The following is a 13866-nucleotide window of genomic DNA, read 5'->3' as shown; positions in this document are numbered from 1 at the left end:
CTGAATATCGTTGCGCGTCAGGAGAAGATCAGCCTGCCTTGCTTGTCGGCGATCCTGACGGCGGTCAGGCGTCCGCTCTGGAAGGCGGCCGTGTCGATGCCGAGCCGGCGCCCTTCGAGCTTCGGGACATCCACCGGCGTATGCCCGTGCACCACCCAGCGGTCGAGCAGGTGCGTTGCCTCGAAGAAGTCCGAACGGATGTTGATCAGGTCATGGTCGGTTTGCGCCGCAAGGTCGACGCCGGGCCTGATGCCGGCGTGGACAAACACGAACTTACGCGAACGGACCATGATCGGCAGCCCGCGCAGGAAGCTGACGTGATCGTCCGGAATGATCTCCCTTATGCGCCGGTCGATCTGCCCGCTGCTCCCGTAGAGGCTGGTGAGGCGCGCCGGATCGATGCCATAGGAAAACAGGGTTTGCAGGCCGCCCGTCGCCAGCCAGGGTTCGCGGGACAGATTTCCGTCGAGATAGTTCAGCATTGCCACTTCGTGGTTGCCCGCAAGACAAATGCGCTGAAATCCTTTCGGCGGCGGCGCCAGGAGGTGATCGAGCACCCGCGCCGACTGAAACCCCCGGTCGATGTAGTCGCCAAGCATGACGATGATCTTGCGGCTCTGGAAGCGCAGCGAATCGAGCAGGATCTTCTGCTCCAGCGCGCGGAGTTCCTTGTAGCAGCCATGCACGTCGCCGATCGCATAGACGACAGCGTCCTGCATATCGATATCGAGGCGCGGACGCGCCGCGATGCGGGGTTTTCGCTGGAACAGGGTCACGTGCCGGGCGTCTCGAGGCAAGCTCTCATGCCGAAGGCATAAGTGCCTGTTATCATGCCCGAAACGAAGAATTCCGCAATCGTGAAAATGCAGCTGCGCCGGGTCGGCACCGCCAATGCATGTCGCTCGGAAGTGAGCTCCGTTTTGGGAGAGCGATCCGTGGAACAAAGGCCTGGAGTGGGCCTGAATCCGCTCAGGCGCGACATGCTTTAGGTCGGCGGCCGGGCCGGTCTGCCGGACCGTCGTCAGGCTGCCTTAAGCCGATAACGGAAAACGGTATGGTCGAGCAGCAGCCGGATGCGTGGTTCGGCCTCGGTCGCCACTAGCCAGCTTGCCGCGATCATCGTCGCGCCGACGACCGCCATCGAGAACAGATGCGGCAGACCGGCGCGGACCAGGATGCCGAGCAGGGCCGCGCCGACGACATCGTGCAGCAGGTAGAGCGGATAGGTCATCAGCCCGATCCGGCGCCAGCCGCTCCAGGAGAGGTCGAGCCGCAGCGACCACGCCATCAGCGCGATGCCTATGAGGAAGATGAGGATCGGCGGGGCGAAGGGCATATCACGCCCGACCTTCAGGATATGAACGTCGACCGAACTGGCGATCTGCAGCACACCACCGGCCAGGAACAGGGCGCAGAAGGCTAGGCGGGCGGCTGTCACCGCCTTGAAGCGCATCAGCCACAGCATGACGCCGGTGGCGAAGAAAACGCCGTGATGCACCAGAAGCAGGTCGAGCGTGCGTGTTTCGGCAAGGTCGGCCCAGTCAAGCGGGTAGTAGAGGCACCAGAACAGCGCGCTGACTAGGCCGATGGCGAGGGCCACAATTTCCATTAGATGGAAGCGGCCGAGCCGCAGCAAGGTCCAGACGACGGCATAGAAGGCGATCTCGATGCCGAGCGTCCAGTAGACGCTGTCCACCCATGGCGCGTACGGGGCGAACAGGCCGGTGCGGACGAGCCTGACGACGGCATCGGTCGGCCAGCTGAGGCCGACGATCAAAAGCACCGCCGCAGTGGCCGGTGCACAGATCCACACGGCCGGCGCCAGCCGTTTCACCCTGGCTTCGAAAAACCGCAGGGGTGTCGACCTTTCGGCACTGAAGGCGATGACGAGGCCGCTGATGACGAAGAAGATCTGGACGCCGACCCAGCCGGATTCGACCCAGGCGCCTATTGCCGGCTGCGGGGGAACGCCGCCCGTGGCACGCGCCGAGATACCGTCAGGATACGCCCACACCCAGAAGCCATAGTGGTAGACCATGACCATGACGGCGGCGAGAAAGCGCAGGATGTCGACGCCGCCAAATGTAATCTTCTGCTGAGCCATGCGACCTTTGTCGATGGCCCCCCGCGAACGACTTTAGGGTGCATTGCTGCGCCGCACAATAAAAGTATTGCTTGCCGATCGAAAAGGTCGTCCGCGGCTCACCTTCAGTGGCTCAAAGGCCGATCCCACGTTCCTTCAGCGCCGCAGTGATCTCGTCGAGGATGACCGGATCGTCGATGGTTGCCGGCATGGCCCATTCCTCCTTGTCGGCGATCTTCTGCATGGTGCCGCGCAGGATCTTGCCCGATCGCGTCTTGGGCAGGCGCTTGATCGTCACCACCGTCTTGAAGGCGGCGACCGGGCCGATGCGTTCGCGCACCAGGCCGACCACCTCGTTCTCGATGGAGCCGATATCGCGGGTCACACCCGCATTCAGCACCACGAAGCCCAGCGGAACCTGGCCCTTCATGGCGTCGGCAATGCCGATGACCGCGCATTCGGCGACATCGGGATGGGCCGAAAGCACCTCTTCCATGGCGCCGGTTGACAGGCGGTGGCCGGCGACATTGATGATGTCATCGGTGCGGGCCATGACGTAGAGATAGCCGTCCTCGTCGACCATGCCGGCATCCGCCGTCTTGTAGAAGCCGGGGAACTCGTCGAGATAGGCTTGGCGGAACCGTTGATCGGCATTCCACAGCGTTGGCAGGCAGCCGGCCGGCAGCGGCAGTTTGATCACCACATTGCCCAGCGTGCCGCGCTGCACCTCATGGCCAGCATCGTCGAGAACGCGGATGTCGTAGCCGGGCATCGGCACGCCGGGCGAGCCGTATTTCACCGGCAGCAGGCCAAGGCCGGCGGGATTGATCGTCATCGGCGAGCCGGTCTCTGTCTGCCACCAATGGTCGACCACAGGCACATTCAGCTTCTGCTCCGCCCATTTGATGGTTTCCGGGTCGGCGCGCTCGCCGGCAAGAAACAGCGTGCGGAACTTCGAGAGGTCGTGTTTGGCAATGAACTCGCCCTTCGGGTCCTGCCCCTTGATGGCGCGGAATGCGGTCGGCGCGGTGAACAGCGCGACCACGCCATGCTCCGCTATCACCCGCCAGTAGGTGCCGGCATCGGGCGTGCCGACAGGCTTGCCCTCGAACAGGATGCTGGTGCAGCCATGCAGCAGCGGTCCGTAGACGATGTAGGAATGGCCGACCACCCAGCCGACATCGGATGCCGCCCAGAACACCTCGCCCGGCTTGACGCCGAACTCGTTTTCCATCGTCCATTTCAGCGCGACCATATGGCCGCCATTGTCGCGCACGATGCCCTTGGGCTGACCGGTCGTGCCCGATGTGTAGATGATGTAGAGCGGATCGGTGGCAAGCACCGGAACGCAATCGACATTGGCGCCCGCTGCCCGTTCGCGGGCGACCGCATCGGCGTAGTCGATGTCGAAATGCTCCTTCAACTCGCATCGCAACTGGTCGCGCTGCAGGATCAGGCAGGCGTCCGGCTTGTGGCGGGAGATCTCGATCGCCTTGTCGAGCAACGGCTTGTAGGCAACGACGCGGCCGGGTTCCAGGCCACAGGATGCCGAAATGATCAGCTTCGGCCTGGCATCGTCGATGCGGGTGGCAAGCTCATGCGAGGCGAAGCCACCGAAGACCACCGAATGCACCGCGCCGATTCGGGCGCAGGCGAGCATGGCGATGGCCGCCTCGGCCACCATCGGCATGTAGATGATGACGCGGTCGCCCTTGCGAATGCCGCGGTTCTTCAGCACCGAGGTCACCGCGACGACCTCGCGCTTCAGCTCGGCATAAGTGAACTTTTTCACGGTTCCGGCAATCGCACTGTCATGGATCAGCGCGATCTGGTCGGCGCGGCCGCCGGCGACGTGGCGGTCGATGGCATTGTAGCAGGTGTTGCAGGTGGCGCCGGTGAACCAGCGGCCATAGACGCCGGCCGTGGCGTCGAACACCTTGTCCCAGGGCGAATACCAGTCGATGGCGCCGGCCGCATCCGCCCAAAATTGTTCCGGATCGCGTTTCCAGCCTTCATAGACCTCGTGATAGCGTGAAGCCATCCATACCTCCCCGGGAAATGTTTTTCTTCCTTCCAGATAGCGCGCTCTACCCTTGGCCGCAAATCCACGCCATTGTGACGACGGCATCGACCTGGCGCTTGGGGGCAAGCAGCTATGAACTGCGAGACGGGACTGGGGTGGTGATGTCTGCTGCTGTTCGGATCATCGGGCGCTTTTCGCTATCGTCGGTCATGGGCGCCGTACTTGCTATGTCCACCGGAACCGCTGAAGCCGGCGATGCCGCGGCACGGCACATCATCGGCTTTTCGCCGGATGGCGCTTATTTCGCCTTCGAGCAATATGGAACGCTCGACGCCGGCGCCTCGGACTCCGGCTGGTCTGAGATCGACATCATCGATACCCGTACGGATCGGTTCGTTGGCGGTAAGCCGATCCTCGTCGTCGATGAGACGGAGGAGGCGACACTGACGCTGGAGCAGGCGAGGGCGCAGGCCGCCGCTCAGGCGGCGCCCATTCTCGCCCATTATGCAATCACATCCCCAGCCGAGCAGACAGCGTCCGACAAATTCACCTTTCCGGGTGAAATGGTTGCCTACAACGACATCTCCCGCCTCGAACAGGTGTCGCAGAAATGGCTGTCGCCGCTCCATGGCGAAACGGGCGTTTCGACCATCCAGCTCGACGAGATCCTGGCAGCCAGCACGAGCGATTGTTCGGCGAGTTTCGCAACGACGGAGCAGCGCGACACATCTGGCAAGGCACTCGGCTTCCGGCTGACGCTGCAAGGGCAGGACGGCAAGCCGTTCAAGATCCTGCACGAGGACAAGACCGTGCCGGGCTCAAGAAACTGCCCGACCTCCTACAGCCTGTCGGAATCCTACGAACTTACCCCGGCCGGCAAGCCGGCGGTGATCGTTGTGCTGGTGCAGCGTTTCAGCCAGGGTTTCGAGGGGCGCGATCGCCGCTTCCTCGCAGTGACCGGGCAGCCACGCTGAGAGGTCACGCCCAAGCGCCGGCAGCCGCTCTGTCTGAAGGTTGTTTCTAGATCGGCAGGGCCACAAGCATGAGGCCAATGCCGCCAGCGATCAAAATGGCTGTCGCCAGCGCTTTTCTATGACGTTCGAAGCTCGTCGGAGCTCGCTCCCAATTGTAACGCATACGCTATCTCCCCAATACCCAGGCAGGTTTTACCTTACTTAGGGGAAGAAATGCAACGTCCGCTGCCGGCAGCCCGCTGTTTGTCACGTTTCACCGATGACTATTTCTGGGCCGAATGCGGCCGGGAAGACGCAACCGAGCAGGTTCTAACGCGACTGGCGCGGAAAATCTGTCAGCAAGGCCGTTGGTCCGTGCACCGGGCTCCCGTGATCGGCTGATAGACAGCGCTCCACCTCCGCGCTATCTGATTTCCGGGATGAGCATGGCTTGGAGGGGGCGTGGTGGAAATAGTCTCTGGAACCGTTCTGCGGCTGGCCGAGGATGCCTCGGTGCAGCATGTGGGCGATGGCGCAGTCGTGCTTTTGGCGCGCAGCGGCCAGCTCTATACATGCAACGGCACGACCGAAGCCTTTCTCGACAAGGTGGACGGCGCGCGCAACCTCGACCAGATCGTCGACCTGCTTTGCGAGGAGTTCGAGGTCGACAAGGGGACGCTCGATCAGGACATGGCGGCATTGGCCACGGATCTGATTTCGGAAGGTATCCTCGCCGCGCCAGGTGCTTGATGACTGACGGCCCGCTCCTGCGCGCTCTGTTTCGCTGCCATCTCTGGACGAGCGCGCGGCTGATGCCGGTCCTTGTCATCAACCGGAGCTTCGAGGAGGTGCTCAAATGGGCCCCGCTCGCCTCATCGACGCCCTATCGCGGTCTGCCTTCCGCCTACATCGTCGCCAGCGTCACCCGCACCGTCCGCCATCCCTGGCTGATGCGCGATCGCAGGTGCCTGAGGGAGGGTCTGCTCGGTCATCGTTTCCTGCGGTTAGCAGGCTTCGATCCGGACCTGCGCTTTGGCGTCGATCCGCAATCGATGCAAGCGCAGCGTCTGTCGGCGCATTGCTGGGTCTGCCTCGACGGCGAGCCGGTGGTCAGCGACAAGCTTCCCGGCATGGTCGAAATCTATCGTCATCATGCCGATGCCGTAAAGGCGCGTCCCGCTTGACCAGACCTTCAGCCTGCTATGGCCTCAACGGCCTGATCCTTGGCATATCGGCCGAGCGCCCCGAGCTGTGGCAGGATTTCGACCGCATGCTGGGCAGCCTGCGTATCGCGGAACCCGTCGCGCCGGACTTTCGTCTTGAGATCACGGAGACAGGCACACTGGACGAGACACCCAATGGATCCCTCGTCTTCGATGGCGAGGTGCCGGAGGATGGTTCCTGCCGGATGATCGAGGATGGCGGCATTGTCCATCTTGTCTTTCCCGGGCGCCAAACCGTTGCGATCAATGGCGGGGAGGGTTGGGCCGAACTCCGGATTCGCACCGGTACGAAAGCCGCCTGGACGCCGTCGATGCTGGTCCTGGACGCCGCGCTCGACGCCTGTGGCCAGCATATGCTGCACACGGCCGGGCTGACCCTGCCTGACCGCGACGCTGTGGTACTGATCCATGCTCCGAGCGGCACCGGCAAGACCACGACGTCACTGGCGCTGGCAACACAGGGCTTTGGCCTCTGCTCCGACGATGCCATGATCGTGAAGGTCGCTTCGGGCGAGGTCGTGGCCTGGGGTTTGCCGCGCGCCGTCAAGATCCACCGGAAGACTGCCGAAATGATCCCGCAGGTGGCGCCATGCCTTGGCCAGACCTGGGATCGCAACGGCGAACAGCCGGTCTCGTTAGAACGGTTGGGGGGTATCATACGGGTGGAAAACGCATCCGCCCGGCCGGTGGCGGCCCTTCTGCACCTGGCGCGTTCCGCCGACAGCCAGACACGGCTTGTCGCCATGGCCGGGACCGACGCGATGGTGGCGCTGGCAGTGGACAATGTCCGCACCGGCATGACCGGGCTGCTGCCGATCCAGAAGCGCCGGCTGGCGACCATCGCCGGGGTGGTCAATGCGGTGCCGACCTTTCGCCTCGAAGTGGGCGCGCGCCCGGCTGACGCGGCGGCACTGATCAGCGCCGCTTTGACGACGCGGGACTGAATACCCCAGGCAACGTGGGGCCGCTATTCCTTGTTCCCAAGGGCGTGGGGATAGCGTGTTTCGGAGTGCTTCTACTTCGCAGTTTTGCGCAAAAACAACGATTTAAGCGCAGCGCGGCCTCGTTATCCTTGCTGCGCGAGGTACGGAAGAGCAAGGGTCCGGGAAAACTCGAATGGCGCTACAAAGGTCAGGTTTGGCAGGGCACACCCGAAGCCGCTCATCTCACGGGCCCGACAGCTCCGCCCGCAGTAAGCAACGAGGCAAACATGCGCGCGTAGTTCTCCGCCTGCACGCCCCAATCCCACTCTTGGATCGTCTCGATCATGCGGGCGGCCATCCTCGACCGGAGCGATGGCGTGTCCCGCAACAAGGCTAGCTTGTTCGCAAGCCCCTCCGCAGTTCCATCGAAGAACAGCCCGTTGTCGCCATCCCGAATCAGCTCGGGCATGTTTCCCACACGGGTGGTCACCAAAGGGACACCGCACGCCGCCGCCTCCAAGCAAGGATTGGGAGTGCCTTCGCTGAGGCTGGCGCAGACATAAACGTCGAGATCCCGATAGAAGCCGGGCATCTCGTCATGGCTACGCCAGCGTTGCTCGCGAATCGCCGTCACTAGGCGCGCGCCCGGCACGGCCGCTACCGCGGGCTCGATGACGTCGTGGAAGCCGCGATGTGCTGGACCATGGTTGCCGAGACTTCCCGCCCATCCGACACGGAGCTCGCCAGAACCGGGTTGTGGCTCTTGTGCGGGACAAAAGAACGTCGTGTCGACTCCATTGGGCGTGTAGTGGACCGGAACACGCAGTAGAGGACCGTATTCGTGCTCGAGCTGCCGATTGTTGACAAAGACAGCGCGCGCCAGCCGGTGCAGGGCGGCGAGCCCGGGCTCGCGGAATTCGCCCTCCAGCTCTCTGTGGCTGCAGATCCCGATGAGCAGCCTGTCAGACCGCCTGGCGAGGGCCGATTCCGGCAGGGGCAGCTTCGAGATCTGGAGCCAATAGAAGATGAGCACGATGTCCGCCGTGTTCACGTCCGACTCAGTCACATCATGTTGAAATCGTTGGACGATCTCGAACCTTCTTTCCAGCACGCGCCGGAGATTTTGGGTCTTGCGATCAATCGCCCAGCCGGGTCGATCCGCGATCGCCAGGACGCGGGGGAGGTGTACCTCATTCACGAGGCGTACCGCTCAAGCCAGTGCGCCGACCATGGATTGGCCTCGTCCAGATCGTCGTCCGTCGCGCTGGCGCGCACCTGGCTGGCGTCCGGCAGCAGAATATCCTCTGATCGCAAGCGGGGTCGCCATGCGTGCCAGCCACGACCAATGACCTCTTCGCTCAGAAACCGGCGGCCAGCATACTTGCATGCGGCGTGCTCTGCGCTAAGGAACAGATAGTGCTTCATGCGAAAACGCTCGGAGTAAAGCCTCACCGGACCCGCGAACCGTACGAGATGGCCGCCTGACCACGCAATCTCCATGGGGCCGTCCTGTTTCTTGTAGGCACGGACGCAGTGTGGGGAGGTTGGCCGGAACGGGTAGTAGGTGCGCAGCGTGTGTTGATAATCGGGATTGTCGTGATCGGGAGCTTCTCTGGTAGGAATGAACGTAAACTCGGAAGATTCGATCGCATTGAAGCCGAGTGCGTCGGCTGCCGCAATGGCGGAGACCAACGATGAGTACGAAGTCGGCGGAAGGTGGATCTCGTCAGCGTCAACATGCATGAACCAGTCTGCTTCGAGCGACTGAAACAGTTCCTCTTTGCGACGAAGAAGGTGCTCCCAGCAATACCAGCCGTTATGCGGGATGGTTTCGAATCCTATCAATCCGGCTCTGCAGTAGCGCTGGGCAATCTCAAGCGTTCGGTCCGTCGACTGATTGTCGCAGATGTAGACCTGTACGCCTTGATGAAAGAGGTTCTCGAGACATCCGGCGACGAACCGTTCTTCGTTCCGTGTTGTAAGGACCGCGACGACTCGCGGGGAACTCCGATCATGCGCAGCATTCGCAATGTGGGTATTGAGATAGGCCAAATTCCTCAATCCTTCGTCGTGTGCTTCCCGACGCAGGCTAAAGACTCAGAGCGGCCAAGCCAAGAGCGCCATCACTTTCCCACCTGAGGTGATGGCGCGACGCTTTTCCGGGGGAGAACGTCTCACACTTTTCCTGGAATTGCTCTGGCCTTGGCCAATCTCTGGATCCACCGGAAGGCGTCGCGGCGCAGGCGCGAGCCCAGTCTGTCCCTGGAATTGACGCCGAGCAGCGTATTCGTGGTGATCAACCGCCTGGCCAGCCGTATGGAGAGATCGGGCTTGATGCGGCCGGCGAGCTCAAGCGCGCGGCTTTCGTCGAACAACTGGCCGGTCACATCGAGCACGATTGCCAACTCCAGTTCGATGCCGGTCATGCGGGCAGCGTCGAACAGGCGTGCTTCCGCTTCGGGTGATTGCAGCGCCCGCACGCCTTGCAGCACGTCCACGCAAAGCTGCAGGCGGTGGAATTTGTGGCCGCCGGCGGCGTGCACGATGGCGATCGTTAGAAGAGCCGCCGGCGTGTCCGTGGCTTCGCCGTCGATGGCGCGCAATTCAGGGAAACCCAGCGACAGGCGCCGCCGCATGCCGGTGTCATGCACGAGGTCGCCATGCAGTTCGACCAGCAGGCTGGAATTCTCTTTTTCCAGCCATTTGAATTCCTGCAATTCGTAGGATTCGGCCTCGTTGCTGCCAAGCTCGAAGCCGCATGCCGCGATCACCTGGTTTGCCCTGGCCAGATTGGCGGGTTCGACCAGGATGTCGATGTCGGTGAAGGGCCTGTCGGCGACGTTGCGGTAGAGCTTTCGCGCGAAGACGGGTCCCTTGACGATCCGCGCCGGAATATTGTCCGCCGCCAGTCCCTTCATGATGCGGTCGCCATGATACTTCAACAGCATCGACTGGCCGGTGGCGATCGTTGCCTTCTGGCGCAGATCCTCCAGCTTGCCGTGCAGGTCGGCATCCGCTGGCAGCCGCGCGTCCCCGCTGAGCTTGCGCAACATGATCGGCAGCACGCCGTGAAACTCGGCATTGTCGAGCAGCGCCGTCAGCGTCTTTGCCGACAAATCTTCGCCGCCTGCCGCCGCCTCGGGGTCAGCGAAGCGCAGCAAGAGTCTTTCTTCGGCGGAAGTAAGCGGTGGCAGCATCAACCCAGCTAGCATTGCGAGCAAGTCAGGAATGGTTGCAGAAAAGCCTAATGTAAGCCAGCTTTTACATGCCCCAGCGCAGCGCCGCAGTGTGTACCGGCGCGTCCCAGAATGCGGTCGTCTCGTCGTCGAGCATGGTCAGCGTGATCGAGCAGCCGGCCATATCGAGCGAGGTGATGTAGGAGCCGACCAGCGAACGGGTCACCGTCACGCCATGCTTCTCGAAGATTAGCCGTGCGCTGTTGTACATCAGATAGAGTTCCATCAGCGGCGTGCCGCCGAAGCCGTTGACGAACAGCAGCGCCGGGCCTTTCGCTTTGTCGCCGAGATCGCCGAGGATCGCGGCGCAAATCTCCTGCGCGATCGCATCGGCGCTTTTCAGCGCATCGCGCCGGCGGCCGGGCTCGCCATGGATGCCGACGCCGAACTCCATCTCGCCGTCGCCGATATCGAAAGTCGGCTTGCCCGCCGCCGGCACGGTGCAACTGGTCAGCGCCACGCCCATCGAGCGGGTAGCAGCGTTGACGCGGTCGCCAAGCGCCTTCAGCGACGCCAGAGCCAGGCCGTGTTCGGCCGCCGCGCCGACGATCTTTTCCACCACCAGCGTGCCGGCGACGCCACGCCGGCCCGTCGTATAGGAAGAATTCTCGACCGCGACATCGTCATTGGTCACGATCTGCTGGACGCCTTCCGACATTTCGGCCGCCATCTCGAAATTCATGACGTCGCCCTCATAGTTCTTGACGATGAACAGGCAGCCGGCGCCGGTGTCGACGGCCTCTGCCGCCGCCAGCATCTGGTCCGGTGTCGGCGAGGTGAACACCTGGCCGGGGCAGGCGGCGTCCAGCATGCCGTGACCGACAAAGCCGCCATGCAGCGGCTCGTGACCGGAACCGCCGCCGGAGATCAGCGCCACCTTGCCCGGCCGCAAGGTCTTTCGGCGGATGAATTTGTGCGCGTCGCCGAGCATGAGGATGTCGGCATGGGCGGCGACGAAGCCGTCGAGGCTTTCGGTCAGCACCGTGTCCACCGAATTGATAAACTTCTTCACGGCCGTCTCCTCCCGAAATAGGCCTTCCAAAGCAATTCCAGGAAAAGTGTATCGCGGTTTTCCGTCCGGAATTGCGTAAAACAAGAGTTCGATCAGCCACTCTTGCCGGTGATGCTGGTGATCTTTTGGATAAAATCGTTCACCGCCTTATCGAGCGCGGCGTTCTGCTTGTCGTCGCCGAAATCCGGCACGATCAGCGAGACATGCCGCGTCTTGCGCATGCCTGATGCGATCGACATCTTGCCTGGATGCGCCTGGTGATAGGCGGCGAGAAACTGGTCGCGCTCGGCCGGGCTGAAATGGCAGACGGAAAATATAGCCGGCAAATGTTTTGACGGAATCGGGATCGAATAGGCAGGACTGGAAATCTGCGTGACGAAGCTGCGGTGCTTGCCGAGCGCATCGGCCAGGCGCTGGCGCATACCGGACGGGCGCTGGTCGATGACCTGCGACAGGATCGTCTTGTAGGCGCGGATCGCCTCTTCGGAACCGGGTTCGGGTGTCCTGTCGACCATGCCGGCCGCGCCTAGACAGAAACGTCCGCGACGGCCGCCTTGGCCATGGCGAGTTGCGCCGGCGCGACGGAAAGATCGCGCAGGCCGGCCTCGATCAGTGACGGGATCGAGGCTGGATCGCCGGCTGCATCGCCGCACAGGCTGACCGGGATCTCTTCCCGCTGGCCAAACGCCGTCACGGCAGCGATCAGCCGCAGCACGGCCGGATGACGGACCGAATTGAGATGCGCCACGGCAGCGTTGTCGCGGGCGGCCGCCATGACATACTGGGTGAGATCATTGGAGCCGATCGAGAAGAAGGCGGCATCGGTAAAGGCTTCCGGTACGATCGCCACCGAAGGCACTTCGACCATGATGCCGAGCGGCGGCATGTTGTGTGCGACGCCGCGTGCGGCAAGTGCAGTCTGCTCTTCGGCGAACATCGCCGCTGCCTGTCGGTATTCCTCCACAATGGCGATCATAGGGAACATCACTTTCAGGCTGCCATGGACAGCGGCGCGCAGCAGCGCCCGGATCTGTACACGAAACACCTCGGGTCTTGCCAGCGACAGCCTGATCCCGCGCAGGCCGAGAAACGGATTGCTCTCCTCGACCGTAAAGCCGGGCACCGGCTTGTCGCCGCCGGCGTCAACGGTGCGGATCGTCACCGGTTTTTCACCGGCCCACTCCAGCACCTTGCGATAGGCGCGATACTGCGTCTCCTCATCCGGCAGCGTCTTGCCGAACAGGAATTCGGTGCGCATCAACCCGACTCCGTCGCAGGTCGTAATGTCGATGAGGTCGACATCGGACGGGTCGGCGATGTTGACCTGCACGCGCACCGCCGTGCCGGCCTTGGTCACCGCCGGTCGCGCCAGGAACGTCCCGGCCCGGTCGCTGCGCGCCCGGAATGATGAGGACGATTGGCGAAAAGCAGCGATTTCAGTCTTGGAGGGTGACAGCACAATGCCGCCATGTTCGGCGTCGAGCAGCGCTGTGCCGGTTAGACGAGCCAGCGAAGTGCCCAACCCGACAACCATCGGCACGCCGCGCGAACGCGCCAGCATGGCGACGTGGCTGGCGGTGCTGCCCGCCTTCAGTGCGATGCCGCCGCCGCGGCTCCAGTCGGTTTCGAGAAAACGCGTCGGCGCGATATCCCAGCCGTAGAGGATGGCGCCGGTTGGCGCCTGGACGTCGCCATCCTCGGACAGCGCCCGCAGCACCTGGTCCCTGATATCGCGTATGTCGGCGGCCCGTGCGCGGAAATAATCCTGGTCTGAAGCGTCGTAGCCGGCAATCTCGGTATCAAGCGCTTGCCGCCAGGCTTTGTCGGCTGGCAGGCCGGTGCGGATCGCGGCAAAGGCCGGGCTGCTCAGCGCATCGTCTTGCAGCATGGCGATCTGAAACTCGAGAATGTCGGCGGCATCGCCCTCGGCCATCTCGCTCAATGCGGTGAGACGGCTTGTCGCGACGGCGATTGCGGCTTCGAGCGCGGCCTTCTCGTCGTCGGCTGTTTCTTTGCCGACATAGGATACGACAGTCTGGTCGAGGTCGAACAGTGGCCCCTCGGCATAGCCGGCCGAGGCCGAAATGCCTTGCAGTCTAAGCGGTTCGGACATGGTCCGCGCCTTCGTCGAAATCGCGCCGCACCAGTTCGACCAACGCGTCGACGGCATCATTGGCGCCGTCACCGCTGGCCCTGATGTGCAGCACGGTGCCCTTCGGCGCCTTGGCCGCCATCACCTTGACGATGCTCTTGGCGTCGAACCATGGCCCATTGGCGGCGAGCGCGATCTCCACCTCGGCGGCAAAACTCTTGGCCAGCTTGGTGAACTTCACCGAAGGACGCGCGTGCAGACCCACCTCGTGGGTGATCACAACGGTCGCTTCGGCGGATGCGGACATGTCTTTCAAAATTC

At 62.9% G+C, this 13866-nt stretch carries 14 protein-coding genes; 4 read left to right on the top strand and 10 right to left on the bottom strand.

The window, feature by feature from the left end; genetic code table 11:
* Positions 1-17 precede the first annotated feature (17 nt).
* The 3 genes from AC0NIL_RS01155 to AC0NIL_RS01145 all read right to left on the bottom strand — a co-directional run bounded on the left by AC0NIL_RS01155 (position 18) and on the right by AC0NIL_RS01145 (position 4124).
* A complete protein-coding gene (locus tag AC0NIL_RS01155) occupies positions 18-776 on the bottom strand; it encodes a metallophosphoesterase family protein (RefSeq protein WP_473573860.1) in 759 nt (252 codons plus the stop codon).
* Between the two features lie 245 nt (positions 777-1021).
* A complete protein-coding gene (locus AC0NIL_RS01150; RefSeq protein ID WP_473573859.1) occupies positions 1022-2104 on the bottom strand; it encodes an acyltransferase family protein in 1083 nt (360 codons plus the stop codon).
* 112 nt (positions 2105-2216) lie between these two features.
* Positions 2217-4124 carry a propionyl-CoA synthetase gene (locus tag AC0NIL_RS01145; protein ID WP_473573858.1) on the bottom strand — a complete coding sequence of 636 codons (1908 nt, stop codon included), beginning with the start codon at positions 4122-4124 and terminating at the stop codon, positions 2217-2219.
* 143 nt (positions 4125-4267) lie between these two features.
* Here AC0NIL_RS01145 and AC0NIL_RS01140 point away from each other — a divergent pair, with 143 nt between their 5' ends.
* The 4 genes from AC0NIL_RS01140 to AC0NIL_RS01125 all read left to right on the top strand — a co-directional run bounded on the left by AC0NIL_RS01140 (position 4268) and on the right by AC0NIL_RS01125 (position 7226).
* A complete protein-coding gene (locus tag AC0NIL_RS01140; protein ID WP_164753479.1) occupies positions 4268-5080 on the top strand; it encodes a DUF2259 domain-containing protein in 813 nt (270 codons plus the stop codon).
* Positions 5081-5521: 441 nt separating this feature from the next.
* A complete protein-coding gene (locus AC0NIL_RS01135) occupies positions 5522-5809 on the top strand; it encodes a PqqD family protein (protein ID WP_032898709.1) in 288 nt (95 codons plus the stop codon).
* On the top strand, positions 5809-6243 hold the full coding sequence (locus tag AC0NIL_RS01130) for a lasso peptide biosynthesis B2 protein (protein ID WP_473573857.1): 435 nt from the start codon (positions 5809-5811) through the stop codon (positions 6241-6243). Before AC0NIL_RS01135 ends, AC0NIL_RS01130 begins: the two co-directional genes overlap by 1 nt.
* Positions 6240-7226 (top strand): serine kinase, encoded by a 987-nt coding sequence (locus AC0NIL_RS01125; RefSeq protein ID WP_473573856.1) that lies wholly within the window; start codon positions 6240-6242, stop codon positions 7224-7226. The genes AC0NIL_RS01130 and AC0NIL_RS01125 overlap by 4 nt, the downstream gene beginning before the upstream one ends.
* A gap of 217 nt (positions 7227-7443) precedes the next feature.
* Here AC0NIL_RS01125 and AC0NIL_RS01120 read toward each other — a convergent pair whose 3' ends face one another.
* The 7 genes from AC0NIL_RS01120 to AC0NIL_RS01090 all read right to left on the bottom strand — a co-directional run bounded on the left by AC0NIL_RS01120 (position 7444) and on the right by AC0NIL_RS01090 (position 13852).
* On the bottom strand, positions 7444-8403 hold the full coding sequence (locus AC0NIL_RS01120) for a glycosyltransferase family 4 protein (RefSeq protein ID WP_473573855.1): 960 nt from the start codon (positions 8401-8403) through the stop codon (positions 7444-7446).
* Entirely contained in the window at positions 8400-9257 is an 858-nt protein-coding gene (locus AC0NIL_RS01115; protein ID WP_473573854.1) for a glycosyltransferase, read from the bottom strand. Before AC0NIL_RS01115 ends, AC0NIL_RS01120 begins: the two co-directional genes overlap by 4 nt.
* Before the next feature lie 122 nt (positions 9258-9379).
* Positions 9380-10402, bottom strand: a complete 1023-nt coding sequence (locus AC0NIL_RS01110) for a nucleotidyltransferase family protein (protein WP_473573853.1) — start codon at positions 10400-10402, stop codon at positions 9380-9382.
* Between the two features lie 64 nt (positions 10403-10466).
* Entirely contained in the window at positions 10467-11453 is a 987-nt protein-coding gene (gene dhaK / locus AC0NIL_RS01105; RefSeq protein ID WP_473573852.1) for a dihydroxyacetone kinase subunit DhaK, read from the bottom strand.
* A gap of 92 nt (positions 11454-11545) precedes the next feature.
* Positions 11546-11968 carry a hypothetical protein gene (locus AC0NIL_RS01100; protein ID WP_013528088.1) on the bottom strand — a complete coding sequence of 141 codons (423 nt, stop codon included), beginning with the start codon at positions 11966-11968 and terminating at the stop codon, positions 11546-11548.
* A gap of 11 nt (positions 11969-11979) precedes the next feature.
* Positions 11980-13566: a phosphoenolpyruvate--protein phosphotransferase gene (ptsP, locus tag AC0NIL_RS01095; protein WP_224618439.1), complete on the bottom strand. Its 1587-nt coding sequence runs from the start codon at positions 13564-13566 to the stop codon at positions 11980-11982.
* Positions 13550-13852 carry an HPr family phosphocarrier protein gene (locus AC0NIL_RS01090; RefSeq protein ID WP_013528086.1) on the bottom strand — a complete coding sequence of 101 codons (303 nt, stop codon included), beginning with the start codon at positions 13850-13852 and terminating at the stop codon, positions 13550-13552. Before AC0NIL_RS01090 ends, ptsP begins: the two co-directional genes overlap by 17 nt.
* Positions 13853-13866 lie beyond the last annotated feature (14 nt).

Source organism: Mesorhizobium sp. WSM1343 (assembly GCF_055901535.1).
The sequence above is the reverse complement of the archived record's forward strand: the minus strand, read 5'-3'. Positions and strand labels throughout refer to the sequence as shown.